This window comes from Actinacidiphila guanduensis, assembly GCF_900103985.1.
Lineage (GTDB): Bacteria > Actinomycetota > Actinomycetes > Streptomycetales > Streptomycetaceae > Actinacidiphila > Actinacidiphila guanduensis.
This window is the reverse complement of the sequence record NZ_FNIE01000019.1, coordinates 61,197-85,818: the sequence shown is the minus strand read 5'-3', so window position 1 is coordinate 85,818 and position 24,622 is coordinate 61,197. Positions and strand designations below refer to the sequence as shown.

At 71.2% G+C, this 24,622-nt stretch carries 24 protein-coding genes; 13 read left to right on the top strand and 11 right to left on the bottom strand.

Annotated elements, in window-relative coordinates; all coding sequences use genetic code 11:
• Window positions 1-64 precede the first annotated feature (64 nt).
• The gene (locus BLR33_RS30570) at window positions 65-487 is read left to right on the top strand and encodes a peptidoglycan-binding domain-containing protein (protein ID WP_245771768.1); all 423 of its coding nucleotides are present in this window, start codon (window positions 65-67) and stop codon (window positions 485-487) included.
• A gap of 93 nt (window positions 488-580) precedes the next feature.
• On the top strand, window positions 581-970 hold the full coding sequence (locus BLR33_RS30565; protein WP_093787901.1) for a peptidase inhibitor family I36 protein: 390 nt from the start codon (window positions 581-583) through the stop codon (window positions 968-970).
• Between the two features lie 574 nt (window positions 971-1,544).
• Here BLR33_RS30565 and BLR33_RS30555 read toward each other — a convergent pair.
• On the bottom strand, window positions 1,545-2,948 hold the full coding sequence (locus tag BLR33_RS30555) for a beta-propeller fold lactonase family protein (RefSeq protein ID WP_245771767.1): 1,404 nt from the start codon (window positions 2,946-2,948) through the stop codon (window positions 1,545-1,547).
• A gap of 352 nt (window positions 2,949-3,300) precedes the next feature.
• Complete coding sequence (locus BLR33_RS30550) at window positions 3,301-3,807, bottom strand: MarR family winged helix-turn-helix transcriptional regulator (protein ID WP_245771766.1); 507 nt, start codon at window positions 3,805-3,807, stop codon at window positions 3,301-3,303.
• Between the two features lie 135 nt (window positions 3,808-3,942).
• Between BLR33_RS30550 and BLR33_RS30545 the strand changes: the two genes are divergently transcribed.
• On the top strand, window positions 3,943-4,695 hold the full coding sequence (locus BLR33_RS30545) for an SDR family NAD(P)-dependent oxidoreductase (protein WP_093787898.1): 753 nt from the start codon (window positions 3,943-3,945) through the stop codon (window positions 4,693-4,695).
• Between the two features lie 7 nt (window positions 4,696-4,702).
• Entirely contained in the window at window positions 4,703-5,611 is a 909-nt protein-coding gene (locus BLR33_RS30540; protein ID WP_093787897.1) for an NAD-dependent epimerase/dehydratase family protein, read from the top strand.
• A 60-nt stretch (window positions 5,612-5,671) separates the two neighbouring features.
• Here BLR33_RS30540 and BLR33_RS30535 read toward each other — a convergent pair whose 3' ends face one another.
• Complete coding sequence (locus BLR33_RS30535) at window positions 5,672-6,127, bottom strand: VOC family protein (RefSeq protein WP_093787896.1); 456 nt, start codon at window positions 6,125-6,127, stop codon at window positions 5,672-5,674.
• A 61-nt stretch (window positions 6,128-6,188) separates the two neighbouring features.
• Between BLR33_RS30535 and BLR33_RS30530 the strand changes: the two genes are divergently transcribed.
• Together BLR33_RS30530 and BLR33_RS30525 are read left to right on the top strand one after the other, a co-directional pair.
• On the top strand, window positions 6,189-7,205 hold the full coding sequence (locus BLR33_RS30530; protein ID WP_093787895.1) for a helix-turn-helix transcriptional regulator: 1,017 nt from the start codon (window positions 6,189-6,191) through the stop codon (window positions 7,203-7,205).
• A 214-nt stretch (window positions 7,206-7,419) separates the two neighbouring features.
• A complete protein-coding gene (locus BLR33_RS30525; RefSeq protein WP_456049204.1) occupies window positions 7,420-9,591 on the top strand; it encodes a SpoIIE family protein phosphatase in 2,172 nt (723 codons plus the stop codon).
• Window positions 9,592-9,676: 85 nt separating this feature from the next.
• Here BLR33_RS30525 and BLR33_RS30520 read toward each other — a convergent pair whose 3' ends face one another.
• Complete coding sequence (locus tag BLR33_RS30520; RefSeq protein ID WP_093787893.1) at window positions 9,677-10,543, bottom strand: GNAT family N-acetyltransferase; 867 nt, start codon at window positions 10,541-10,543, stop codon at window positions 9,677-9,679.
• Window positions 10,544-10,819: 276 nt separating this feature from the next.
• On the opposite strand from BLR33_RS30520, the gene BLR33_RS30515 reads away from it, so the two are divergent.
• The gene (locus BLR33_RS30515; protein ID WP_176930644.1) at window positions 10,820-11,938 is read left to right on the top strand and encodes a DUF2332 domain-containing protein; all 1,119 of its coding nucleotides are present in this window, start codon (window positions 10,820-10,822) and stop codon (window positions 11,936-11,938) included.
• 44 nt (window positions 11,939-11,982) lie between these two features.
• On the opposite strand, the gene BLR33_RS30510 is transcribed toward BLR33_RS30515, so the two are convergent.
• From BLR33_RS30510 to BLR33_RS30500, 3 genes are all read right to left on the bottom strand, one after another.
• On the bottom strand, window positions 11,983-12,960 hold the full coding sequence (locus BLR33_RS30510) for an ABC transporter substrate-binding protein (RefSeq protein ID WP_093787892.1): 978 nt from the start codon (window positions 12,958-12,960) through the stop codon (window positions 11,983-11,985).
• A 119-nt stretch (window positions 12,961-13,079) separates the two neighbouring features.
• Window positions 13,080-13,904, bottom strand: coding sequence for an ABC transporter permease (locus BLR33_RS30505; RefSeq protein ID WP_093787891.1), 825 nt, complete (start codon window positions 13,902-13,904; stop codon window positions 13,080-13,082).
• The gene (locus BLR33_RS30500) at window positions 13,904-14,821 is read right to left on the bottom strand and encodes an ABC transporter ATP-binding protein (RefSeq protein ID WP_093787890.1); all 918 of its coding nucleotides are present in this window, start codon (window positions 14,819-14,821) and stop codon (window positions 13,904-13,906) included. Before BLR33_RS30500 ends, BLR33_RS30505 begins: the two co-directional genes overlap by 1 nt.
• 138 nt (window positions 14,822-14,959) lie before the next feature.
• Between BLR33_RS30500 and BLR33_RS30495 the strand changes: the two genes are divergently transcribed.
• Together BLR33_RS30495 and BLR33_RS30490 are read left to right on the top strand one after the other, a co-directional pair.
• Window positions 14,960-16,420, top strand: coding sequence for a UbiD family decarboxylase (locus BLR33_RS30495; protein WP_093787889.1), 1,461 nt, complete (start codon window positions 14,960-14,962; stop codon window positions 16,418-16,420).
• Window positions 16,421-16,431: 11 nt separating this feature from the next.
• Window positions 16,432-17,043 (top strand): UbiX family flavin prenyltransferase, encoded by a 612-nt coding sequence (locus BLR33_RS30490; RefSeq protein ID WP_245771764.1) that lies wholly within the window; start codon window positions 16,432-16,434, stop codon window positions 17,041-17,043.
• Between the two features lie 96 nt (window positions 17,044-17,139).
• Here BLR33_RS30490 and BLR33_RS30485 read toward each other — a convergent pair whose 3' ends face one another.
• Window positions 17,140-17,703, bottom strand: coding sequence for a TetR/AcrR family transcriptional regulator (locus BLR33_RS30485; RefSeq protein ID WP_093787888.1), 564 nt, complete (start codon window positions 17,701-17,703; stop codon window positions 17,140-17,142).
• A gap of 130 nt (window positions 17,704-17,833) precedes the next feature.
• Between BLR33_RS30485 and BLR33_RS30480 the strand changes: the two genes are divergently transcribed.
• Window positions 17,834-18,769: an SDR family oxidoreductase gene (locus BLR33_RS30480; protein ID WP_093787887.1), complete on the top strand. Its 936-nt coding sequence runs from the start codon at window positions 17,834-17,836 to the stop codon at window positions 18,767-18,769.
• Window positions 18,770-18,820: 51 nt separating this feature from the next.
• Here the strand turns inward: BLR33_RS30480 and BLR33_RS30475 are convergent, their stop codons facing one another.
• Both BLR33_RS30475 and BLR33_RS30470 read right to left on the bottom strand, forming a co-directional pair.
• Window positions 18,821-19,264 (bottom strand): nitroreductase family deazaflavin-dependent oxidoreductase, encoded by a 444-nt coding sequence (locus BLR33_RS30475; RefSeq protein ID WP_093787886.1) that lies wholly within the window; start codon window positions 19,262-19,264, stop codon window positions 18,821-18,823.
• Between the two features lie 150 nt (window positions 19,265-19,414).
• Window positions 19,415-20,446 carry an LLM class flavin-dependent oxidoreductase gene (locus BLR33_RS30470; RefSeq protein WP_093787885.1) on the bottom strand — a complete coding sequence of 344 codons (1,032 nt, stop codon included), beginning with the start codon at window positions 20,444-20,446 and terminating at the stop codon, window positions 19,415-19,417.
• Between the two features lie 128 nt (window positions 20,447-20,574).
• Between BLR33_RS30470 and BLR33_RS30465 the strand changes: the two genes are divergently transcribed.
• From BLR33_RS30465 to BLR33_RS30455, 3 genes are all read left to right on the top strand, one after another.
• The gene (locus BLR33_RS30465; protein ID WP_093787884.1) at window positions 20,575-21,036 is read left to right on the top strand and encodes a MarR family winged helix-turn-helix transcriptional regulator; all 462 of its coding nucleotides are present in this window, start codon (window positions 20,575-20,577) and stop codon (window positions 21,034-21,036) included.
• 116 nt (window positions 21,037-21,152) lie between these two features.
• Entirely contained in the window at window positions 21,153-21,860 is a 708-nt protein-coding gene (locus tag BLR33_RS30460; protein ID WP_093787883.1) for an SDR family oxidoreductase, read from the top strand.
• A gap of 301 nt (window positions 21,861-22,161) precedes the next feature.
• The gene (locus BLR33_RS30455) at window positions 22,162-22,542 is read left to right on the top strand and encodes an NUDIX hydrolase (RefSeq protein WP_093787882.1); all 381 of its coding nucleotides are present in this window, start codon (window positions 22,162-22,164) and stop codon (window positions 22,540-22,542) included.
• Window positions 22,543-22,651: 109 nt separating this feature from the next.
• Here BLR33_RS30455 and BLR33_RS30450 read toward each other — a convergent pair whose 3' ends face one another.
• Window positions 22,652-24,613: a LamG-like jellyroll fold domain-containing protein gene (locus BLR33_RS30450; protein WP_093787881.1), complete on the bottom strand. Its 1,962-nt coding sequence runs from the start codon at window positions 24,611-24,613 to the stop codon at window positions 22,652-22,654.
• Between the last annotated feature and the right edge of the window lie 9 nt (window positions 24,614-24,622).

Here is a 24,622-nt window from a genome sequence, read left to right as displayed (position 1 = left end):
GGGACGTAGACAAGTGGTCACAGCGCTCCGACCGGAGCGTGTAGTACTACCAAGGAGGCTCGCCATGCCGAAGTCCCGTATGGGGAGGCCGCGGACGGCACTCACGGTCGCCGCGTTGAGCGCCATCGCGGTCGGCGGACTGGCCCTGCCGGCCCACGCCATCAGCGGCCACACATATGCCGCTTCCGCGTCAGCCCAGAGCGCCGCACCCGCCACCACCTACCAGTGCAACAAGACGTATTACTCGGGGACTGCCATCACCGAGGAGGGTGACACCGGATCCCGCGTGATCGAGGTGCAGTGCCAGCTGTACTGGCGCGGCTACCTGACTTCCGACCAAGTCGACGGCATCTTCGGGCCGAATACCTACAAGGCGGTGCTGAAGTTCCAGCGTGAGTGGTCCAACGAATGCGGTAACCAGCTGTCCATCGACGGCGTCGTCGGCACCTACACCTGGGGCGCTCTCCGTTCGGCCTGCCCGAACTGACCCGGCTCATCGACGAGGGGCGGTGACGAACAGCACCGCCCCCTCGGCGCAAAGAACCAACTTCTGACGGAAGCACAAGGAGAGGACGAGAACGTGGCGGGAAAACTCAAAGCGGCGCTGACCGTCGCCATGGGGACGGCAGGACTCCTCGGCGCCGCTGTCGCGCCGGCTGCGGCCGCCTCGCAGTCCAACTGGAGCAGCTGTCCGAGCGGCTACTTCTGTGCCTGGACGGGTTCGAACGGCACAGGAAGCCGGTGCCAGTGGGTCGACGACGCCGAGACCTGGGAAGCGTGCTCCTGGGCCGGTGACGGCGTGGATCATCCGCATTCGGTGTACAACCATGGCGTCACCGGCCTCGGAGTGACCATCTTCCGCGACATCGACTGGCACAGCCCCATCGGCGCTTGCGTCACCCAGGGCAAGCAGGTAAATCTGGCCGGCACCTACGACATCAACTCACACGCCTGGGACTGCCGAGCCTAGATCCCGGCCTCGCTCTCTTGATGGCTGGATTTGGGGCCGAGTCTGTTGTGCGCGTCGGTCATCCAGGTCCGTCGTCAGCGGGCCGGGAACCGGTCCTGGACCTGCGTGACTACCGCCGTCGCCCTGACCCACCTCGGTGAGTAAGGCGCATGCCAGCTGCTGATGCTGCATCGCGAAGATGCCCTGACCACTGGGGCATCTTCGCGATGCGCTCCGGGTGGGCGACGCCGACGTAGCGCATGGCGGTTCGCTCTGTAACGCCGAAGAGCCTCATCAGCTTCAGCGGGTCGGCGGTTTCGGACGTTTCGTCGAGGATCCGGTCTTGGTACAGCAACGGTACTGGTCGTAGACGCGGGGGCCATGGGCGCCGTCGCCGCACGAGCGGCGCTGCCATTGGCGACAACAACAAGCCCGCACCAGTGCGCACGCACCCTCAGTGTCCGGCCCGCGCGAAGCGACCGGCTTCGCGTGATCGTGCTGATGGACGAGCGCCCAGGCTGGGCGGCGCCTGATCGGCTGGGTGAGCCGGGGCCGTGCGGCCTGGCCGTCGCACGTTCGCGCGCAGGTGTGTACGTCAGCTGCAGGTGATGACCAGCGAGGTGACCACCGTGCAGGTCCGCGTCGCAGTGTCGTCGGCGGTGTTCGGGTCGGCGGGCGAACTGCCGGTGCGCGTGGCGGTCACGGTGTAGGGCAGGCCGACGGTGAGCAGGCCGACGGGGACGGAGAAGGTGCGGGTGGTGGAGGCGCCCGCCGCCAGCGGCCCGACTGTGCAGGTCACCCGACTGCCCGTGGCGTCACACGAGTTGCTGGTGGCGGTCGTCGACGGCGGCAGGGTGGCGGTCACGGTGCCGGAAGCCAGCGCGGACGGCCCGTGGTCCGTGATCGTCACCGTGTAGTCGATGCGGCCGTTGACCAGGCCGGGTACGCCGGTGGCGGTCAGGCTCACGCCGAGGTCGGCGCGCGGGGGAACGGGCACGGCCGCGATCCCGGCCGGGTGACTGCCCACGGTCACGGTGGAGGCGACCGTGCTGGTCGCGGTATCGATCACCGTCACCGTGTCGGACGCGCTGTCGGTGACGTACGCCCGGCTGCCGGACGGGTCGAAGGCCACACCCTGAGGTGAAGGCCCGACCGGGACCGTGGCGGTGACGGTACCCGTGGCGGCGCTGATCACCGACACCGCGTCGGTGTTGCCGTCGGCGACGTAGACCCGCGTGCCGTCGGGGGAGACGGCCACCCCCTCGGGCAGGACGCCGACGGGGATGTCCGAGGTGACCGTGCCGGTCGCGGTGTCGATCACCGCGACCAGGGCGCCGTTGACGAGGGAGACGTAGGCGAGCGCGCCGCCCTGACCGAAGGCCACGCCGTACGAATGGGCGCGGACCGGGATGGAGGAGGTGAGGGTGTGGGTCGCGGTGCTGATCACCTGGACGGCGTTGGTCTCGCTGTCGTTGGTGACGTACACCTGTGTCCCGGCCGGGTTGACGGCCACGGTGACAGGGGCCACGCCCGCGGGGATGGTGGCGGTGACCGTGTCGGTGGCGGTGTCGATCACCGAGACCGCGTTCGCGCCGAGGTCCGCGACGTACACCTCGGAACCGTCCGGGGTGACGGCAGCGGAGTACGGGATCGCGCCGACTGGGACGGTGGCGGTCACCGTGTCGGTGGCGGTGTCGATCACCGAGACCGTGTTGCCGGTGGCGTCGGTGACGTACGCGGTGGCGCCGTCGGGGGAGACGGCCACGCCTTGGGGCGAGCCGCCCACGCTGACGGACGAGGTGGCCGTGTCGCTGCCGCCGTCGACCACCGAGACGTCGCCCGAGCCGCTGTCGGCGACGTACAGCAGGGGGCCGGCCGGGGCGGCGGCCGCCGCCTCGCCCGTGGTCAGGTCGGCGACGCCGGTCGCTGCCAGGGCGAGGCCCGTGAGGAGGGCGGCGAGGCGCCGGCGCACGGTGGCCGTCGGTCCGGATCTCGTCACGGCAGGGCTCCTTCTCGAGGGCGCCCGGCCTGCGGCAGGCGGCGCGCTCAGGCAGCATGCCCTCACCGGTAGATCGTCGAACCCACAGTCGCACACGGGCGGGAGGGAACGGGAGGGAAGGGGGCGCACTCGACTCAATGGGGACCGGGAGCGCTGACGGCCGCGCATCCCCGCCTCACGAGCCACCCGGCGACCGAAGGGGCCCCGGCTCGCGCTCCTTCGGGGGCCCGGTGCGTGATGCCGTGGTGTTCGCGGGGCCTGGCCTCGCGGGTGCGTCCCGCGTCACGTGCGTGCCCGTCGGGCACGCACGCTCCGTCCTTCGCTCTGCGGACGCGGCGGGTGAGGTGCGCGTTCAGCACTCCGTTCCGTCGGGGGCGACCACTTCACGCTGCGCGGTCTGTGCCACGCGCGCGAGCAGCGTCCGCAAGTGCTCGGTGTCCGTGGGGTCGAGGTCGGTGAGGAGACGTGCTTCGGCGGCGCCGAGGCTCTCCCGTACCTGGGCGAGGCGTGCGCGTCCGGTGTCGGTGATGAGGACCTGGCGGGCACGCCGGTCGCGCGGGTCGGGCTTGCGGGTCACCAGGTTGTGGGCCTCGAGGTCGTCGAGGAGGTAGGTCATCACGGTGCGGTCGAGACTCACCTCCTTGGCCAGGGCGAGCTGTGACGGCGGCTCGCGGTCGCCGGCCAGAGCGACCAGGACCAGGTAGCCGCGGGCTCCGCCGGGCAGGTCCGCGACGGAGTCGGTGGCGACGCGGCGAAACGCAGCCGAGACCATGCGGATCGCCCAGCCCAGGTCGGTGTCCAGCGCGAGGGATTCCGACGCGTCACGCGGTTTCTTGCTCTCGGACATGGATGCGCTCACCCCGACATCCTAGCGCATGCTCTCAAGAGCAGATGTTCTTGTCAGCAGATCATCTGTCATGCATAGTGGATTGCGGAAGGGCGCCGGTCGTGATCCGTACTGCGCGCTGAAAGCACCACAGCGAGGAAGAACACCATGAGCGCCAGCACCGCCTTGCAGGGCCGCACCGCACTCGTGACCGGAGCGACGTCGGGCATCGGCAAGGCCATCGCGCAGAACCTGGCCGCCCAGGGCGCGAGCGTTGTCCTGCACGGCCGCGATCGGGCCCGTGGCGAAGCCATGGTCAAGGAGATCGAGACCGGGGGCGGCAGCGCCCGTTTCATCACCGCGGACCTCACCGACGCCGAGGACACGCTGCGCCTGGCCGCCGAGGCAGGAGCGGTGGACATCCTGGTCAACAGCGCGGGCCTGTACGAGTTCGCCCCCACCGCTGCGAGCGACGCCGCGAGCTTCGACCGGCATGTCGCGGTCAACACGCGCGCCCCGTTCCTGCTGGTCGGCGCGCTGGCACCCGGCATGGCCGAGCGCGGCCAGGGCTCGATCGTGATCGTCGGCTCCAGCGCGGCCCGCATGCCCGCCCCCGTCGGCGCCGCCTACGGAGCCTCCAAGGCCGGCGTAGAAGTCCTCACCCGCTACTGGGCCACTGAGTTCGGCCCCTCCGGCGTGCGCGTCAACACCGTCTCGCCCGGTCCCGTGCACACCGAGGGCACCAGGGCCATGCTCGGCGAGCACATCGCGATGCTGGACAAGACCTCCGCCCGCGGCCGCGCCGGAGACCCCGGCGAGATCGCCGAGATCGTCTCCTTCCTGGTCAGCGACGCCAGCTCCTACGTCAACGGTGCCGTGCTGTTCGCCGACGGCGGCGAACTGAGCGCCCTGCCCTCCTGAGAAGGCCGTGAACATCTTCGTCATCGGCGCCACCGGCTTCGTCGGCGGCGGCCTCGCCCGGCACCTTTCCGCCGAAAGCCACGCAGTCACCGGCCTGGCCCGCACGGAAACCGCTGCCGCCACCCTCGACTCTCAGGGCATCACCCCTGTGGTGGGCGACCTGGAAGAGCGGCGCCCCGCCGTCATCAAGGCGGCACAGACCGCCGACGCGGTCGTCTATGCCGCCCAGGCGGACCCGGAACAGGAAATCGCGACCGTCCAGGACCTCACCCGGGCCCTGACCGGCACGGACAAGTCGCTGATCTTCCTGTCCGGCAACGGCGTGCTGATACAGCGCACCGCGGGCGCCTGGAGCCCCGACGTCTTCGCCGAGGACGACCCGTTCACACCCGAACCCCTGGCCGGCTTCCGCAAGGCCGCCGAGGACACCGTCCTGGCCGCCGCCCGGGACGGGCTGCGCGCGATGGTCATCCGGCCCGGTCTGATCTGGGGCCCCGGCGATCACGGCCATGTGTCGATGGTCTACCGGTCGGTGGCCGTCACAGGGTCGGCCTGCTACATCGGCCAGGGGCTGAACACCTACAGCCATGTCCACATCGACGACGTGACCCGCCTGTTCTCCCTCGCCCTCGAAGGGGGCCGTCCCGGCGGGCTGTACCACGCCGTGGCCGGAGAGACCCCCACCCGCTGGATCGCCGAACGCGTCGCCGCCGACCTGGGCGTCAAGGCACGCAGCCTGACCCCTCAGGAGGCCACCGGCGTGTGGGGCGAATTCGGGGCCCTCATCATGGCCGTCTCCGGCCGCATCCGCGCCGTCCGTGCCCAGCAGGACCTGGGCTGGCAGCCCCGGCACACCGACATGCTGACCATGATCGGCGAGGAACGCCTGCGCCGGCTCGCCATCCCCGCCGTCTGACCACGGCTTCGCCACGGCAACCTGGCACGTCGCCTGCGGCGGCATCGGCTGCACCGCTTGCTATACGGGCGCGTGCGGAGGCTTCGGTGTCCGGTTGCGCTGAAGTCGCCATGCCTCGGGGGTGACCGGCGTGTAGAGGTTGACGAGCGATCCGTCGGGGTCGCGGACAAGAGCCGACAGATTGCCCCACGGCATCATGGCCGGCGGCTGAACGACATCGAGATCGTCGCCGAAGTCGGCCGCAAGCCTCTCGAATACGGCGTTGGTGTCGTCGACGAGGAACTCGATGATGGCACTGCTGTTTGCGCCCCCACGGGGTGTGTTGGTGGTGATGAAAGCGACGCGGGCGGAGCCACTGACAGCGACGGTGGCCGAGGGGGTGACCAGTTCGACGAAATCCTCGGTGAGGTACTGCGGGGTCGCACCGGTGAGGGCCTCGTAGAAGCGGACGAGCCGCGGAATGTCATCGGTGATGAGGCGGACGGAGGCGAACTGCACTGCGGTTGATGCGGTCATGTGGTCACCCTAGAAGGAATACAGGTCATATTCCGCCCGGAAATCCCGCATCATCGCAGGTATGACCCGACCCACCGCACGCGTTCTCGCCCTGCTGGAGTTGCTGCAGACGGGAGGGACCCGCACGGTTGCCGACCTCGCCGAGCGCCTCGGAGTCGATGAGCGCACCGTGCGTCGCTACGTCGAGCAGCTACGCGACATGGACATCCCGGTGGACGGGGTTCGCGGCCGGTACGGCGGCTACCGGCTGGCCCGTCACTACCACATGCCGCCGCTGATGCTGACCGACGAGGAAGGCCTTGCCGTGGTGTGGGCGTTGCTGGTCAACCAGCATGCGCACAGTGGTCCGGTGACCCCGCTGGTGATGGAGACGGCCACGGCGAAGGTCCGCCGGGTACTGCCTGCCGCGCTCGCTCGCCGCATCGACGCGGTACTGCGGGCAGTGGACTTCACCGGTGAGCGGCGCCCGGGCGCGGAAGACCACGACGACGCCGAAGCTCGTCCTGGTGCCGGCGAAGGCGCTCGAACGCTGCTCGGTCTGGCCGAGGCGGCACGGGACCAGCGCCCGGTCGCGTTCGCGTACCGGACGCGGCAGGGGCATGCGGCTACGCGGCACGTACAGCCGCACGGCATCGTGGCGCACCGAAACCTGCTCTACCTCACCGGCTTCGACGCCGACCGCCAGGCGCAGCGTACCTACCGCCTGGACAGGATGGCCGATCTGCGGCTTCTGCCGGGCACATTTGAGGCGCCCGCGGACGTCGACCCAGTGGCCCAGGTGCTGGGACCACTGTCGGCGGCACCTTCGCGACACGACGTCTCCGTGCTCATCCGCGCCGATCCGGCCCATGTGCGGCGCTGGATTCCGGAAACCCTCGGGTCCGTCGCGCCGGCGTCTCCTCCCGATGGTGCGGACGGTCATGACTGGCTGCAGGTGTTTCTGCGGGCTGAACGCCTCGAGTGGGTCGCCGGCACACTCGCCATGCTGGACCGGCCCTTCATCATCCAACAGCCGGAAGCCCTCAAAACGGTGGTCCTCGCTCTCGGACGCCGACTGGCCGAACACTCCGCCCAATAACCCGAAGTCACCGAGGACGACGAACGACTTGGTGCCGCCCGCGGCCCTCCAAGCGCCCAGCGGACAGCGTCACGCCCTCGCCGGCCGGGTACGGCGCGAACGCGGTCCTGGAGGATCACCGTACGCGCTCAGTCGTGGCCGCTCTGTGCCGCTTCGATTGTCTGCATATGACCTGAATTTGCCAATATTCCGGTAAAATACCATGCTCGATGATATGGAGATGCACGGCGTCCCCTCGGGAGACGCGGCGGAGCCTTCCGCCGTGGAAGAGCACGCGGCGCTCTTCCCGATCGGCACCGACGAGGGGCCGCTCGCCGACTGGGTGCTGTCCTGGTCCAGCGTCGCGCTCGCCGTGCACGACGCCGACCTGCGCTGCGTGCGGGAGAACGCGGCCATGCACCGGCTCGGCGGGGAGGCCGTGGAGCCCGGCGCCTTCGCGGCCGGCACGCGGTGCCGGCTCGCCTCCGTGCTGGCCGACCCCGACCGCGACGCCTGGATCACGCTGATGCGGCGCGTGCTGCGCACCGGTGAGCCGGAGACGGACTTCCGCGTCCGGGCCCGCACCGGCACCCACCCCGACCACGAGCGGGTCCTGTCGATCTCCGTCTCCCCCCTGCGCCAGGAGGCAGGCCGGGTTCCCGGCGTCTGCACGACCGTCGTCGACGTCACCGACCAGCAGCGCGACAAGGACCGGCTCACCCTGCTCAACGAGGCCAGCACCCGGATCGGCAGCACGCTCGACGTGATGCGCACCGCGCAAGAGCTGGCCGACGTGATCGTGCCCGCCGTCGCCGACTTCGTCGCGGTCGACCTGCTGGAGGCGCTGCTCAGTGGCGACGAGCTCTCGCCTCTCCCGATCACCGGCGCTCCGGCCCTGCGCCGCAGCGCCAACGCCTCGGTGCGGTCCGGTGTCCCCGAGGCGGTGGTGCGGCTCGGCGACGTCGACGTCCACCCCGAGCGCAGCCCGAGCGCCCGCGTCCTGCGGTCGGGACGCTCGATGCTCTCCCCCGACCTCGCCTCCGTGCTGGAGGACTGGGCGAACGACGATCCGGTGCGCGGCGCGAGCATGCGCAAGCACGGCTTCCACTCCGGCATGATCGTGCCGATCATCGCGCGCGGCACCACGCTCGGTGTCCTGCTGCTCGCCCGCTCGGCCAACGAGGAGCCGTTCGACGCGGAAGATCTGTCGCTGGTCGAGGAGTTGGTGGCGCGGGCGGCGGTCTGCCTGGACAACGCGCGGCGGTTCACGCGGGAGCGCAGCAGTGCCGTCGCCCTGCAGCAGAGCCTGCTGCCGCAGTGGTTGCCGGAGCTGTCGGCGGTGGAGGCTGCTTCGCGGTATCTGCCGGCGGCGCCGCGGTTGGGGGTGGGCGGGGATTGGTTCGATGTGATTCCCCTGTCGGGGGCGCGGGTTGCGCTGGTGGTGGGGGATGTGGTGGGGCACGGTCTGCAGGCGGCGGCGACGATGGGGCGGTTGCGGACGGCCGTGCGGACGCTTGCGGATGTGGAACTGGCGCCGGATGAACTGCTCACGCATCTGGACGACTTGGTGCTGCGGCTGTCGGCGGAGTCGGAGACCGGCCGGGGTACGGCGCGGGGTGAGGCGGGGGACATCGGGGCGACGTGTCTGTACGCGGTCTACGACCCCGTGTCGGGGTGCTGTTCGCTGGCGCGGGCGGGGCATCCGCCGCCCGCGGTCGTACGGCCCGACGGGAGTGCGGAGTTCCTGGATCTGCCGGCCGGACCGCCGCTGGGGCTGGGCGGGTTGCCGTTCGAGGCCCGCGAAGTGGAGCTGCCCGAGGGCAGTTTGCTCGCTCTGTACACCGACGGCCTGGTCGAGTCCAGGGAGTACGACGTCGATGTGGGCCTGGAGTCCCTGCGGCAGGCCCTGGTCGCGGGGGAGGAGAACCTGGAGGACCTGTGCGACGGTGTCGTGGCGCGGCTGCTCGCCACCCACCGTACGGATGACGCGGCGTTGCTGCTGGCGCGGCTGCGGCGGCTGGATACCCGGCAGGTCGCCGCCTGGGACCTGCCCACCGACCCCGCGGCCGTCCCCGCCGTCCGCGCCGACGCCCTGCACACCCTCGCCGACTGGGGACTGGAAGAAGAGGGCTACGTCACCGAACTGGTCGTCAGCGAACTGGTCACCAACGCCATCCGCTACGGCGGCGACAACATCCGCCTGCGCCTCATCCGCGACCGCGCCCTCATCTGCGAAGTCGCCGACACCAGCAGCACCGCCCCCCACATGCGCCGCGCCCGCGCCAACGACGAAGGCGGCCGCGGCCTCCTCCTCGTCGCCCAGCTCACCGACCGCTGGGGCAGCCGCCAGACCACCACCGGCAAAGTCATCTGGTGCGAACAAACCCTCCCCGAGAGCCGTTACTGACTTCGGCGCTTCAAGGTGGTTGGCCGGTTCGTACGGCAGCCGTGCGAGGTGCTGCCGCATGGTGAGAAGGCTGAAGACCCCGACGTCAGACCTTCCGGATCCGGTCGGCGATCTCCGGCCTCGCCGCGAACCCGGCCGCTTTGTACGTGGCGATGCCGCCGACGTTGGGGCTCGGCGTGCACACGCGGACGCTCGATGAGCCCATTTCCCGCAGCGCGGCCGCCCCGGCGAGGGTGATCGTCCGGCCATGGCCGCGGCCGCGGTGGTCCTCGTGGACGCCCATCGGCTCGACCAGTCCCGGCTTCCCCGGGCCGGCCGACCAGACCGTCACCACCGCCGCGCAGTTGCCCTGGCCGTCGTAAGCACCCAGGCATCGGGCGTCGGCGTAGAACGGTCCCGCGGACATCTTGTGCCGGTACTCGCGCGTGGGCTTCGTGGTGTTGAACGCCGACCGCAGGACGTCGGCGAGGTCCTGTGCCTGCTCCAGGCCGATCGCCTTGATCCGCACGCCGGGGTCCTCCACCGGCTCGGTGAGGTCACGGAAGAGCGGCGTCCACGGCTCGCCGACACCCCAGCCCTCCTTGCTCAGCAGGTCGTGGAGCAGCAGGCCCTGCGGTGCCTCGATGGACACCGCACCTTCCGGCAGCACGCCGCGCTCGGGCAGCGAGAAGTCCTCGACGAGCCGCCGCGCCAAGTCCGCGTCCTGGAAAGCATCGGGAGCGACCGTCATCCGCACCAGTGTCGGCGAGTCGAGCATCCCGACGGCGAGGATCCGTCCGTCCCGGCTCCAGGTCCGGACCACCGCGGCCGTCTCGGCCGTTCCGAACCGGTAGTTCCAGCCGATGTCCCCAGGATGCAGCTGCATCGGCGCTTTGTCATGCTGCCACTCCCGCAGCACGGCCATGGCCTCGCGCACTGTGTCGGCCGTCGGCGTACTCAGCACGATCGTCATAGCCAGGATCCGACACCCCGCCTCGGTGGCGTGCAACCGATTAACTGCCTTCGGCGAGTCGGTCGAGGGCAACGCCGGCGAGGCCTACGATCCCGGGTGTTCTTCCGATCGGAGGGCGCGGACCGTGGGGAGGGTGGGCGCGATGGCCGAGAGGGCACTGGAGGTGCCGCCGGGGGCCGGCCCGGAGCTGGTGGTCGGCCACGGCGAGGCCGGGCGTTGAGTACCCAGGGCCGGGGGACGGGCGACTCCATCGCGGCCGTGGCGGACGTTGCCCAAATGGCCTATCTGGCACGGCTGTTCCGGTTCTTCGGGCGGACGCAGTGCGAGGGGCGGTCGGCGGTCTACGCGGGGCTCAGCGCGGTCGTGGCCGAGGAGCCGGAGGTGCTCGGTCTGCTGCTGCGGGCGCCTGCCGAGCAGCGCCGGCCGAGCCTGCTGTTCGCCGCCGTCAACCACCTGCTGCGCGAGCGTCGCGACCATCCGCTCGCGGCCTACTACCCCATCCACGGGGGCGCGAAGCCCTTCGACGACGGGGCCCCGGCCGCCTTCCGGGACTTCTGCCGCCAACACCGCGACGGCCTGGCGGAGCTGCTGGCCCACCGCACCACTCAGACCAACGAGGTCCGCCGCTGCTTCGCCCTCCGGATGGGGCTCGCCCGGGTCGCCGCCGCCTGGCCCGGCCCGCTCGCCCTGCTGGAGATCGGCGCGAGCGCCGGCCTCAACCTCCGCTTCGACGCCTACGGTTACCGCGTCGGCGACCGGCAGACCCGGCCCGAGGACGGTTCGCCCGTGGTGCTCTCCACGACCGTGCGGGGCGACGGGCCCGTGGACGCCGTCTTCCGGCGACCACCGCACGTCCCCTACCGGCTCGGCGCCGACCTGGACCCCGTCGACATCGCCGACCCCGAGGCCGCACGGTGGCTGGAGGCCTTCATCTGGCCCGAACAGGTCGCGGAACTGAGGACGTTGAGGGCCGCGATCGACGTGGCCCGCCGCAACCCGCAGCCGCTGGTCCGGGCCGACGCCGTACGGGACACCGCCCGGCTGATCGCCGAAGTCCCCGGCCGCGCCCCCGTGGTGGTCTTCACCGCCTCCCTGCTCACCTACCTCGACGCCGAGGCGCGCAGCCGCTTCGCCGCCCAACTCGCCACTGCCGCGCGGGACCGCCCGGTCGCCTGGCTCTTCACCGAGGGCCCCGGCCTGCTGGCCGGCACCAACGTGATCACCCCCCTTGCCGACCCCCTGCGCACCACCGGCGAGCTCTACGCGGTGGGCGTCAGCCTCCGTGACGCCCACTCCCACCACGACGAACTCCTTGCCCTGGCCGACCCCTACCTCCAGTGGCTCGCCCCCGCCCGCTCCCCGCACGACGACTTCACCTGGCTCGCCTCCTCCTGAGCCCCCGGTCCCTTGAGCGCGGGCACACCGCGGCAGCAGGGCCGCTACTGCTGCGGCGGGAAGTACTCGTCGTCCACGATCTTGGACAGGTCCAGTTTCGAGACGCCCGGGGTCTTGGCCAACGCGTCCTTGGAGGTCTGGAGTTGGGCGACCGTGGGAGTCGGCTGGCTGGGGAGGACCTCCTGGGCGAAGTACGTCCAGGTGGCCTGGAGGGACTTCTCGTCGTTCACCTTCAGGTGCTTGCGCAACTCGCTGACCGAGTACGCCTCGTCGGACTTCTCCCGGGCGATGGCCTGCTTGAGCGCGGTCATGAACTTGCCGACCTGCGCCTTGTGGGACGTCACGTACGAGGAGGTCGCGGCGATCCCGACGTTGGAGGTGGGGATCTTCTGCTTGGCCAGATCCAGCAGGCTGTGGTAGCCGGCGGCCTCGATCTGGGTGGAGGCCGGCGGGTGCGAGAGGGCGGCGTCGATGCTGCCGGCGATCAGCGCGTTGTTGACGTTGGTGACCGACCCGAGGGACACGAGCTTGACGTCCTTCTCGCTCAGGCCCAGCTGCTTGAGTGCCGCGAGCGTGCCGACGTACACCGAACCGCTCGCCGAGGTGATGCCGATGCGCTTTCCCTTCAGCTCGGCGGCCGAGTGGACCTTGGCGAAGAGCTGGTAGGGGAAGACCGGCGTCAGCGTGGCGAGGTAGCTGACCTTCGCGCCGGAGGCCGAGCCCGAGACCATCTCGGAGGCGCCGATGGACGCCATCTGCGTCTGGCCCGAGATCAGCGCCGGGAAGCCGTCCGAGCCGGAGAGGCTGGTCAACTGGACGTCCAGGCCCTGCTTCTTGAACAGGCCCGAGTCGACGCCGATCCACAACGGCAGCTCGTCGGCGACCACTTGGCTGTAGCTGACCTTGATGGTCGACCCGTTTCCGCCCGAACTCCCACCGCCGCAGGCGGAGACGAGAACGGCGAGCGCTCCCGCGGCAGCCGCGAAGCCGGCGACTCTGCTGTGCTTCTTGCCTGTGATCATGGTTCTTCCCTTGCTGGGCGGCGGGTCGGTTGCTCGGTGCGGCGTGGTCCGGTGGGGAGGGGGAAGCGGGGGACGGGCTACGGGAAGGAGGGGCGGTGAGGCCCCTGCCCGAGCGGCGGTCAGGCGGACTTGCGCCAGGCGTCGAAGTGCCGCTCCACCCGCTGGAGCAGGGCGTTGAGCGTCACGCCGGTCAGCGCGAAGATGAACAGCCCGGCGAAGACGACGGACGTCTGGAACTGCTGGCCCGCGTTGTTCATCAACATCCCGACGCCGTGCTGGGCGCCGCTCAGCTCGGCGACGAACACCCCGATCAGCGCCTGTCCGACGGCCAGGCGCAGGCCGCTGACGATGAACGGGACGGTGCCGGGCAGCGCGATGGTGCGGAAGATCTGCAGGTCGGTGCCGCCGAAGCAGCGGGCGACCCGCAGGACGGCGGGGTCGAGCCCCTGCACACCGCTGGCGGCGTTGATCGTGATCGGGAAGACCGCCATCAGGAAGACGATCATGATCTTGGACGAGTCGCCGATGCCCAGCCAGATGATGAGCAGCGGGGTGAGCGCGATGCGCGGGGTGGCGTACAGGAAGCTCACGAACGGGCTGAGGACGTAGGAGAGTTTGCGGTACCAGCCGATGAGCATGCCCAGCGGCAGGCCGACGACGGTGGCGAAGACCAGGCCGAGCAGCAGCTCGCGGCCGCTGGTGGCGAGGTCGGTCCAGATGGCGCTGGTGCTGAACAGCGTCCTGAAGGCGCTGATGACGTCGGTCGGGCCGGGCAGCACGATCTTGGGCTTGACCCGCAGCAGCGCCACGACCTCCCAGGCCGCGAGGGCGACGACCACGGCGACGGTCCCGTACACGTACTTCTCGCTCGGCCGCCGGCGGGACTTGCGGGCCTTCGTGGGCTCGGTGGTGCCGGGGGCCTCCTTGCTCGCGGTGACGGCCATCAGCGCGCACCTTCCGTTTCGGGGCGGCCGGCCGGCAGGGCGCTGTCCGCGGCGCCGTGCAGGGTGTCGGAGATCTCGTCCACCAGCGCGGTGAACTCCGGCAGCCGGCGGATCTTCTGGTCGCGGGGGCGCGGCAGGGACACGGCGATCTCCTTGACGATGCGGCCGGGCCGCGGGCCGAACACGCACACGCGGTCGGCGAGGAAGGCCGCCTCGGTGATGTCGTGAGTGATGAACAGGGCGGTGACGTGGCGCTCGGTGCAGATGCGCAGCAGCTCGACCTGCATCACCTCGCGGGTCTGGGCGTCGATCGAGGCGAACGGCTCGTCCAGCAGCAGGACTTCGGGCTCGACGGCGAGGGCGCGGGCCAGGTTGACCCGCTGCTGCATGCCGCCGGAGAGCTGGCCGGGGTGCTGGTCGGCGGCGTGCGCGAGGCCGACCAGGTCGAGCAGGTCGCGGGCGCGCTCGCGGGCCTCGGCCCGCTTCATCGACCTGGACAGCTCCAGGCCGTAGGTGACGTTGTCCAGCACGCTGCGCCAGGGCAGCAGGCTCGCGTGCTGGAAGACCATCGCCCGGTCCGGGCCCGGTCCCGGGATGTCGCGCCCGTCCAGGCGCAGGGTGCCGCGGGTGACGGGCAGGAACCCGGCCACGGCGTTGAGGAAGGTGGTCTTGCCGCAGCCCGACGGGCCGACGATGCACACGAAGTCGCCCCGGGCCATGGTCAGGTCGACCCGGGAGACGGCGGCCGTCGTCGCGCCGCCGCGCTCGCCGGGGCGCGGCCCGTACTCGATGCCGACACCGACGGCCGCCAGGTGCGCGGCGGGGGGCTCGACGGTGGTTCCGGATGGGTTCGGCGCGTCCTGCTGCCCAGTGCGCGAAGGCGCGTCCTCGGGGGATCGGTGGGTGCTGGGAGACATGGCGCCGGAGTCTAGGGTCATAACATCAGACCAAGCAATGCATGTGCACGACCTAATTGTCTTACGGCACAACCCTTGAAAAGGTACGACAGTTAGCCCCATCATCGGGACCACCCCGGCGATAGGAGATCGGCAGTCATGTCGAAGCAACCCAGCGACGTCATCCAGAGCGATCTGCGCAGCTTCATCGAGGCGGTGGACGACGGCGGTGAGCTCGAAGTCGTGTCGGGGGCGCACTGGGACAAGGAGATGGGCGCCGTCACCGAGGTGCTCTACCGGCAGAAGGTCGAGAAATCGCCGATGCTGGTCTTCGACAAGGTGCCCGGATATCCGGATCAGCACCGCTGCCTTTACGGCATGTTCGGCTCCCCGCTGCGCCTCGCCCTCGCGCTCGGCATGGAGCCTGCGGTGTCGGCGAACCGCACGGAAATGCTCAACGACTTCCGCAAGGTGACCAAGCGCGGCTTCGACCGGATTCCGCCGAAGACCGTCGCCGACGGCCCCGTCCTGGAGAACGTGGTCGAGGGCGACGACATCGACCTGACGGCGCTCTTCCCGGTGCCCGTGCACCACGAGCTGGACGGCGGGCGCTACATCGGCACCGCGTGCGGGGTGGTCACCAAGGACCCCGACACCGGCCGGGTGAACCTGGGCACCTACCGGGTGCAGGTGCGCGGCAAGAACCTGTGCGCCTCGTACATCTCCAACGGCAAGCAGGGCCGCATCCACCGCGACAAGTACCTGGCCGCCGGCAAGCCCTGCCCGGTGGTGATCATCGTGGGCATGGACCCGGTGACCTACCTGGCCTCCGGCTACACCCTCGCCGACCAGATCCCCGAACTGGAGTGGTGCGGCGGGGTGATGGGCCGTCCGCACGAGGTGATCGAGGGCGAGCTGACCGGGCTGCCGTTCCCGGCCCGCTCCGAGATCGTGCTGGAGGGCGAGATCCTGCCCGGCGAGACGACCGAGGAGGGCCCCTTCGGCGAGTGGCACGGCTACTACGCCGGCGAGGCCAAGGACGAGCCGCTGATCCACATCAAGCGCGTGTACCACCGCACCGACCCGATCCTGACCTGCGCCGCCAGCCAGAAGCCGCCGCACGCCCACCTGTTCGAGCGGTGCTTCCTGCGCTCGGCCGCGCTGCTGGACTCGCTGGAGGGCGCCGGCATCCCAGACGTCGTCAGCGCCTGGACCCACCAGGCGGGCTCCGGCCGCACCTTCGTCGTGGTGTCCGTCAAGCAGCGCTACTTCGGCCACTCCACGCAAGTCGGCCTGGTCGCCTCGCAGGTCAACCCGGTGGGATACGTGGGCCGTTGGATCGTGGTGGTGGACGACGACATCGATCCGAGCGACATCCACGACGTCATCTGGGCGATGGGCACCAGGTGCGACCCCAAGACGATGACGACGACTCTGGACCGTACCTGGTCCTCCCGCCTGGACACCCTCGTCACCGACTACGACCGGCTCTACAACTCCCGCATGGTCATCGACGCGTGCATCCCCTACGAGCGGCGCGACACCTTCCCCACCGTCGCCCAGACCTCGCCCGCACTCGCCGCAGAGGTGCGGGCGAAGTACCCCCACCTCTACAAGTGAGGCGGCCGCCCGTGCACATCGGCGACACCGGCGACAGCCGCCCCCCTTCGGCGCAGTCCCGCAGGCCGCGGCTCGTCGTCGGCGTCTCGGGCTCCAGCGCCCCCCAACTCGCCTTCGCCTTCCTGGAGACGGTGCGCGCGCTCGGCACGGTGGAGACCCACCTGGTGATGTCGGCGGGCGCGCGCCTGAGCATCGAACTCGAAATGCGCCGCGACCCGCTGGAGTTGGAGAAGCTGGCCGACGTCGTGCACGACGCGCGCAACATGGGCGCCGCCATCTCCTCGGGCTCCTTCAAGACGCTCGGCATGGTCGTCGTCCCCTGCTCGATGCGCACGCTCGCGGCCGTGGCGACGGGTAACTCCGACAACCTCGTGGCGCGCGCCGCCGACGTCACGCTCAAGGAGCGCCGGCCGCTGGTGCTGGTCGCCCGCGAGACCCCGCTGAGTTACATCCACCTCGAGAACATGCGGACGGTCACGCTGGCGGGCGGCACGATCCTGCCGCCGGTGCTCTCCTTCTACCACCAGCCCAAGAGCCTGGACGACGTGCTGCGCCAGGTCTGCGGCAAGATCCTGGACCGGCTCGGCATCGAGAACGAGACGTTCGACCGCTGGACGGGCTGAGCGCGGGCCCGGGCCGGACGAGCGACGCGTCAACGGCCGTGCGGTGACCGGCGATCCGCCGGCCGCTGCACGGCCGGCGCCGGTCGGTGGCACGGTCTACTCCTCCAGCGAGGCCAGGAAACTCTCCGCCGCCTCCCGCACCCGCTCGCGGTCGTCCGTGGTGAGCAGGTCCAGCAGCAGCCCGCGGATCGTGGCGACGACCAGGGTCGCCGTCCGGGTCGCGGCCACCGGGTCCGCGTCCGGCCCCTGCGCCGCACGCAGGGACTCCATCCAGTCGGCCACCACGTGCTCCAGGAAGTCCGCGAACTGCTCCGGCGCCTGGAGCGCCCGCCCGTAGACGGCGAAGAACAGCCGGAACTCCGCCCCCCGGGCGGGGTCGGAGGTCCGCTCCCACACCGCCCGCACGGCCGTCGCGAGGCCCGGCTGCCCGCGGACCGCCTCGCCGGTGGCGCGGAAGATCCGCTCGCGCAGCCGCCCGAGGACGGCCTGGAGCATCTGCTCCTTGGTGACGAAGCGGTGCACCAGTGTCGTGGGGGAGACCCCGAGCGCTGCGGCCACGGGCCGCCAGGACAGGTCGGCGAAGCCGTGCTCGACGGTGAAGTCGACCACGGCGTCGAGCAGTTCGGCGCGCCGCTGATGGTCGACGGGGCGTCCCGCCATCGCTGCCTCCCGGTGGTCGTCGTCGCGGCTTGACATTACTAGCACGACCGTACAAAGAATGGGGGGTGACGGCAAGGGCCGCCCGCCGCGGAACCGCCCGGCCGGGGCCCGTGCCACTGGAGGATTCCCCATGCGCGTATTCGTCACCGGAGCATCGGGCTGGGTCGGCCGCGGCCTGGTCCCCGATCTGCTCGCCGCCGGCCACAGCGTCACCGCTCTCGCCCGGTCCGGCGCCTCGGCCGAGGCCCTGCGCGCGGCAGGGGCCGAGCCCTGCCCCGGCTCGCTCGACGATCTGGACACCCTGCGGGAGGCCGCCGCGGCCGCCGACGGCGTCGTCCACCTCGCCTTCCGGCACGACATCGCCTTCAGCGGCGACTACGCCGGAGCCTCCGCCGCCGACCGCGCCGCCATCGACGCCTTCGGCGAGGCCCTTTCCGGCACCGGCAAACCGCTCGTCATCGCCTCCGGCATCCTCGGGGTGCTCGGACTCCCGCCCGGCGCGACGGCCACCGAACGCGACGGGCTGACAGCGCAGGCCGCCGGCGGGAAGGGCCCGATCAGCGGCGGGGGAGGGCGGATCGCCAACGCCCACCGCGCCCTGGCCCTCGCCGATCGGCAGGTGCGCGCCTCGGTCGTCCGGCTCCCCCCGGCCACCCACGGCGCCGGCGACAACGGCTTCATGGCGGCCGCGGTCGGCTTCGCCCGCGAGAAGGGCGCCGCGGCCTACGTCGGCGACGGGGCCAACCGCTGGCCCGCGGTCCACCGCGACGACGCGGCCCGCCTGTTCCGCCTCGCGCTGGAGGCCGCCCCCGCCGGGTCGGTGCTGCACGCGGTCGGGGAGGAGGGCGTACCGATCCGCGAGGTGGCCGAGGTGCTCGCCGCGCACCTCGGCATCCCGGCCGTCTCCGTCACGCCCGAGCAGGTCCGCGACCACGTCGGCTGGCTCGGGGGCTTCTGGGGGCTGGACGGCCCGGCCTCGTCGCGGATCACCCGCGAACTGCTCGGCTGGCAGCCGGTCCGCCCAGGGCTGATCGCCGATCTCAAGGCGGGCCACTACTTCGGCTGAGCGGCAGGGGCCGGGCCGGCCGGAGCGCCCGGCCCGCGCGTCCGAAGGGCGTTAGTCCTCGATCGGCGTCAGCACGAAGATCGGCATCTTCCGCGTCGTCTTCTTCCGGTACTCCGCGTAGTCCGGCCAGGCGGCGACCGCCCGCTCGAACCACTCGTCGTACTCCGCGCCGTCCACCTCGCGGGCCAGGTAGTCCTTCTTGACCGGGCCGTCCTGCAGCTCCACGTGCGGGTTGGCGGCCAGGTTGTAGTACCAGACGGGGTGCTTGGGGGCGCCGCCCAGCGAGGCGACGACCGCGTACTGCCCGTTGTGCTCCACCCGCATCAGCGGCGTCTTGCGGATCTTGCCGGACTTCGCGCCGATCGACGTCAGCACGATCACCGGGCCGCCGCCCTCGTTGACCAGGCCCTGCGTGCCGCCCGAGCTCTCGTAGAGCTCGACCTGCTTGCGGGCGAACTCGAACGCGCTGGGCTCGTACTCTCCGGTCAGTGGCATCTGTGCGTCATCCCTCTGCGTGGTCCTGGCCGGCGCTGCGGCCGGCGGCGGGTGGATTGCGGTCTTGCTGGCTGCTGGGGAAAGGCGCGGCCGCGCCCTGCGGCCGTACCCGGTACTGCAACGGGCGGCGGCACCGGCGGGGTGCGGTGGTCACCCCGCCAGGATGTCGCGGACCATCGGGATCACCTTCGTGCCGTACAGCTCCACGGCACGCAGGCGCGCGCTGACCGGCTGGGCGCCGGTGGTGTACACGAGGTCGAACCGGCCGGCGCCCAGCGCGGAGACGGCGGCGGCGATCTTGCGGGCGACCGTCTCGGGCGAGCCGACGTACAGCGAGCCGTGCCGGACCTCCCGCTCGTACTCCTCCCGGGTGATGGGCGGCCAGCCGCGCTGCGCGCCGATGCGGTCGCGGATCACCCGGTAGTGCGGCCAGTGCAGCTCCAGCGCCTGCTCGTCGGTGTCGGCGACGAAGCCCGGCGAGTGCATGCCGACCGGGTGGGCGGTGGTGCCGAACTGCTCGGCGGCGCGGTGGTAGAGGTCGACGAACGGGGCGAAGCGCTCCGGGTCGCCGCCGATGATGGCGAGCATCAGCGGGAAGCCGTAGCGGGCGGTGCGCACCACCGACTGGGGCGAACCGCCCACCCCCACCAGGGTTTTGAGGTGCCCGGACTCCGTCCTCGGGTAGACCTCCGCGTTCTCCAGCGGCGCCCGTACCGTGCCGTGCCAGGTGACCGGCTTCTCCTCCAGCAGCTTGGCGAAGAGCGCGATCTTCTCCTCGAAGAGCACGTCGTAGTCGCCGAGGTCGTAGCCGAACAGCGGGAAGGACTCGGTGAACGAGCCGCGCCCGAGGATCACCTCGGCCCGGCCCTCGGACAGGGCGTCCACGGTGGCGAACCGCTGGAAGACGCGGACCGGGTCGTCTGAGCTGAGCACGGTCACGCCGGAGGACAGCCGGATCCGGCGGGTGCGGGTGGCGATGCCGGCGAGCACGGTCTCCGGGGTGGAGACCGAGAACTCCGGGCGGTGGTGCTCGCCGAGCGCGATGACGTCCACGCCGAGGTCGTCGGCGAGCACGGCCTCCTCCACGATCTGCCGGATCGCGCGGGCGTCGGAGACCAAGGTGCCGTGGTCGTCCTGGGGCACGTCGCCGAACGTGTCCAGGCCGAAGGCGAGATCGGACATGGCTGCGCGCTCCTCCTGCGATTCCCCGCCGGCGCGCACCGCCTGTGCGTGCCGGCCGGCGAAGTAGTTGTGGTCTCAACCATCGCTCCATATGATTGACGTGTCAATAACCCAGGACGGCGGGACACATGGCAGAGCGACGCGGAGACCTCCCCACCGCCGCGGAACTGCGGATCTGGCGCGACTTCATCGAGGCCACCGAGGCCCTGCGCGGCGAGCTCGCCGCCCGGCTCCAGAATCAGGCCGCCCTCTCGCCCGGCGACTACGCGGTGCTGCTCGCGCTGCACGAGGCCGACGGCCACCGGCTGCGCTCCTCCCGGCTGGCGGCGGGGATCGGCTGGGAGCGCAGCCGGCTCTCCCACCAGATCGGCCGCATGGAGCGGCGCGGGCTGATCCGGCGCGAGGAGTGCGCCGCCGACAGCCGGGGCGCCGAGGTGGTGCTCACCAACCAGGGCGCGGACGCCTTCCGGGCGGCCACCCTGCCCCATCTGCGGGCGATCCGCGAGCTGTTCGTGGACGCGCTCACCCCCGAGCAGCTCGCCGCGGCCGGCGGGATCGCCGCCGCCCTCAGGGCGCGCCTCGACACCTGAAACCGATCGGTGTACCGTCGGATGGAGCACGGGGAAACCGATCGGTTTCCTGTGTGTCCGCCGCCGTGTCCCGTGCGGTGGCGGCTCCGCGATCCCCAGGAAGAAGGCCACCCCTCATGACCCTCAACGGCTCCGTCGCCCTCGTCACCGGCGGCAACCGCGGTCTCGGCGACAAGTTCGTCCGCGCCCTGCTCGAAGCCGGCGCGAGCAAGGTCTACGCGGCGGCCCGCGACCCCCGTACCGTCACCGCCGAAGGCGCCGTCCCGATCCGGCTCGACGTCACCGACCACGCCTCCGTGCTGGCCGCCGCCGAGCAGGCCCAGGACGTCACCCTGCTGATCAACAACGCGGGCTCGGCCACCGGCGCCGGCGTCCTCGACGGCGACTTCGACGCCTACCACCTGGAGTACGACACCCACGTCCTGGGCACCCTGGACGTCAGCCGCTCCTTCGCGCCGATCCTCGCCCGCAACGGCGGCGGCGCCGTCCTCAACGTCCTGTCGGTGCTGTCCTGGGTCTCCTTCCCCGACATCGCCGCTTACTGCGCCGCCAAGGCCGCCGCCTGGTCCGTCACCAACGCGCTGCGCGTGCAGCTCGCCGGGCAGGGCACCCAGGTGACCGCGCTGCACGTCGGCTACATGGAGACCGACATGACCGCCCGCCTCTCGGACGTCCACAAGGAGGACCCGGCCGAGATCGCCCGCATCGCCCTCGAGGGTGTCGAGAAGGGCCTGACCGAGGTCGTCGCCGACGAGATCAGCCGCCAGGTGCGCGCCGGCCTGTCGGCCGGCGTCGAGGCCCTGTACCCGCAGCTCGCCGCCTGAGGCCGAAGGGCCCCGCGGGGCCGGACCGCTTTCCGCCTGTCAGTGAAGTGGCGAGCGGTCCGGTCTCCGTCCGTCTCCGGTGCTCGACGGCCTCCGGGACGGGCGGCTCCGGGAAGCGGTGGTGCGGCCGCTGCCGTCCGCACGGTGCGCCGGCCGCCCTGCCACCGTCGCCCCGGACCCGGATGCGGGCTCGAACCCGGGCCTCGAACCGGCCTGCGGGCTCCCGGAGTTCGGCAGGGCTGTGCGGCCTCTTCGCGGGTAGACGCGAGAGCGGCCCATCACGTCGGCGGAAGGACGGCCAGTGAGCGCATCGGAGCGAGCCCGGCAGGTGGTGCGGGCGGTCGTCCTCTACGACGGACGGCTGCTGCTGGTCGACCGCGGCCACGGATGGGAGCTGCCGTCCGGGACCCCCGAGCCGAGCGAGCCCGCCGCGGCCACCGCGGCGCGCGTCGTCCAGGAACTCACCGGCTTCCTCGCCGACGGAACCGAGCCGTTGACCCCGTCCGGTCCCGGGGAGACGGACAACCCGCCCGCGGTGGTGTGCCAGTTGCTGAGCGAGTCCCCCTCGGACGGAGCCGCGCTCCCACCCGGAAAGGTCCGCTGGTCGCCGATCCCCGAAGCGCTCGACGCCGGCCTCCCCGCCGCCGTGAACGACTACCTCCGGGGCCACACCCCCGTCTGACCCATGGCAGGCGCGGCGCGTCCGCCCCCGGCCGGCGGACCGGGGGCGGGACGGCATGCGGCACAAGTCGCATGGGGGAGGGGAGGCTTGGTTGCTGCGAGCGGTCCGGCTACTTCGCGGTCAGGAACTCGCTGTGCGACAGCGGGCGGTTGACGATGCGGGTGTCGCCGATGTTGCCGAGGAAGACGATGTCGATCGCGCCCGCGTACTCGTGGCCGCCCAGCAGCCAGGGCAGGCCGAGCGACGTCAGGCCCACCGAGACGCGGTTGGGGTTGTCCACCACCGGGGCGCCCTCCACGTAGAGCTTGGTCAGCCGGCCGTCGTTGACCACCGCCAGGTGCCACCACTTGAGCTCGACCAGGCCGTGGCCCCAGTTGGTGGTCGGGTAGGTGTCGTTGAGCGGGTAGTGGTTGAACTGCGGCTCGCGGCCGTTGTTCGAGATGGCGAACTGCACCACCGGCTCGTCAGGGTCGGTGTTCTTGCCCTGCTTGCCCGCCGCGCCGGCCGACCCGCGCCGGGTGAGCAGGGCCGCCCAGCCGTTGTTCCCGGCGTCCCAGTCCAGCGGCATGGAGACGAAGGTCTCGATGGTGTAGCCGGACCGGAACGTCTCGGTGTTCAGCGGGGCCTTGGCGGCAGTGGTCAGGTACGTGCCGTGCACCGGGTTGCGGCCGCCGACGAACTTCAGGCTGGCGTGCCCGGGCTGGTCGGGGTGGTGGTCGGCGGACCAGGTCAGCGCGTCGGCGGCGGTGCCCGGCACGCTCACCACCGTCAGGTCGTTGCCCTTGCCGGACAGGTCGCGCACGGTCTGGCCCGCGCTCAGCGAGGTGCCGGCCGCGCCCTGGCCGTCGAAGCGCCAGTACGCCAGCGTGCCCTTCACCAGTTCCTCGGCGGCCGGCCGCGCGGGCCGCACCGGCACCGGGGCGAAGCCGGCGAACCGCTGCATGAAGTCGATCGGCACCGAGAAGTTGTCCACCGCGCCGGTGACGTGGGCCAGTTCGGCCGCGAGCGTGGTCCGGGCCTCCGGCTCCTGCTCCAGGATCCAGGGGTTGATCGTCTCGACGTCGATCGTGTTGCGGACCAGGTCGAAGTGGTACAGCCGGATCATGCCGCCCCCGCCGAAGTACCGGTTCTGGTAGTTCGTGATGTGCAGGTGCACGTCGTTGCCCGCGGTGTTCTGCATGGTGGTGCGCCCGGGCGGCCAGTAATGGCCGTTGAGGGTGAGGAAGACCTGGTCGTTGTCCTTGATCAGCTTGTCCCAGGCCGCCTGCCCGTTGGCCTCCAGCACGGCGTTGTTCTCGGGGTCGCCGGACTGGTACGGGAAAACGTTGTCATCGTAGGGGGAGGCGACGATGTCGTGCGAGGTGACGATCACCGGCATCTGCGGGTGCGCCTTGATGACCTCGTTGGCCCAGGCGTACCCCTGGTCGGTGGTGCGCCAGTCGAGGGCGAGCAGCAGCCAGGAACGGCCGGCGGCCTGGAAGATGTGGGCGGTGTTGTAGCCGGTGGCGTCGGCGCCGGCGAATGTCTTGGACCGCTTGAACCGCTGCGGGCCCATGGTCCGCAGGTACGGGGTGTCGCCGCGGCTGTCGTCGCCGGAGACGTCGTGGTTGCCGGCCAGCACGCTGTAGGCGGCGCCGTGCTCGTCGAGCAGCGCGAACGCCTTGTCGACCTCCTGGAAGGAGGAGGCGTCGGCGTCCTCGGTCAGGTCGCCCAGGTGGGCCATGAAGACGATGTTGGCGTCGGGGTCGGAGCTGTGCTCGATGATGTAGCGGAACGAGGCTTCCTGGGGCGCCCGGTTGACGCTGTCCTGGCTGCCCCAGTACAGGAACTGGGTGTCGGGCATGACCGCGAGGGTGAACTGAAGGGCGGCCGGGTCCGGGTTCCACGTGCCGGCGGGCCGTCGCGCAGGGCGCCCGCTCTGGTCCGCGGCCTGCGCGGGGGTGGCGCCGAGCATGGACGCGCCCGCTCCCGCGACCGCCGTACCCGCGCCGGCCAGCGCCGCGTTGCGCAGAAACCCTCGTCTGTTCTGGCCGGCCGGTTCCTGTGACGGAATGTCACCGTGCTTGCACATGGGAGGTCC

Coding starts and splice junctions, on each gene's coding strand:
- BLR33_RS30570 (WP_245771768.1), top strand. CDS start 65: ATGCCGAAGTCCCGTATGGGGAGGCCGCGGACGGCACTCACGGTCGCC.
- BLR33_RS30545 (WP_093787898.1), top strand. CDS start 3,943: ATGAGCGCCAGCACCGCCTTGCAGGGCCGCACCGCACTCGTGACCGGA.
- BLR33_RS30535 (WP_093787896.1), bottom strand. CDS start 6,127: ATGACCGCATCAACCGCAGTGCAGTTCGCCTCCGTCCGCCTCATCACC.
- BLR33_RS30530 (WP_093787895.1), top strand. CDS start 6,189: ATGACCCGACCCACCGCACGCGTTCTCGCCCTGCTGGAGTTGCTGCAG.
- BLR33_RS30525 (WP_456049204.1), top strand. CDS start 7,420: ATGGAGATGCACGGCGTCCCCTCGGGAGACGCGGCGGAGCCTTCCGCC.
- BLR33_RS30520 (WP_093787893.1), bottom strand. CDS start 10,543: ATGACGATCGTGCTGAGTACGCCGACGGCCGACACAGTGCGCGAGGCC.
- BLR33_RS30515 (WP_176930644.1), top strand. CDS start 10,820: ATGGCCTATCTGGCACGGCTGTTCCGGTTCTTCGGGCGGACGCAGTGC.
- BLR33_RS30510 (WP_093787892.1), bottom strand. CDS start 12,960: ATGATCACAGGCAAGAAGCACAGCAGAGTCGCCGGCTTCGCGGCTGCC.
- BLR33_RS30505 (WP_093787891.1), bottom strand. CDS start 13,904: ATGGCCGTCACCGCGAGCAAGGAGGCCCCCGGCACCACCGAGCCCACG.
- BLR33_RS30500 (WP_093787890.1), bottom strand. CDS start 14,821: ATGTCTCCCAGCACCCACCGATCCCCCGAGGACGCGCCTTCGCGCACT.
- BLR33_RS30495 (WP_093787889.1), top strand. CDS start 14,960: ATGTCGAAGCAACCCAGCGACGTCATCCAGAGCGATCTGCGCAGCTTC.
- BLR33_RS30485 (WP_093787888.1), bottom strand. CDS start 17,703: ATGGCGGGACGCCCCGTCGACCATCAGCGGCGCGCCGAACTGCTCGAC.
- BLR33_RS30480 (WP_093787887.1), top strand. CDS start 17,834: ATGCGCGTATTCGTCACCGGAGCATCGGGCTGGGTCGGCCGCGGCCTG.
- BLR33_RS30475 (WP_093787886.1), bottom strand. CDS start 19,264: ATGCCACTGACCGGAGAGTACGAGCCCAGCGCGTTCGAGTTCGCCCGC.
- BLR33_RS30470 (WP_093787885.1), bottom strand. CDS start 20,446: ATGTCCGATCTCGCCTTCGGCCTGGACACGTTCGGCGACGTGCCCCAG.
- BLR33_RS30465 (WP_093787884.1), top strand. CDS start 20,575: ATGGCAGAGCGACGCGGAGACCTCCCCACCGCCGCGGAACTGCGGATC.
- BLR33_RS30460 (WP_093787883.1), top strand. CDS start 21,153: ATGACCCTCAACGGCTCCGTCGCCCTCGTCACCGGCGGCAACCGCGGT.
- BLR33_RS30450 (WP_093787881.1), bottom strand. CDS start 24,613: ATGTGCAAGCACGGTGACATTCCGTCACAGGAACCGGCCGGCCAGAAC.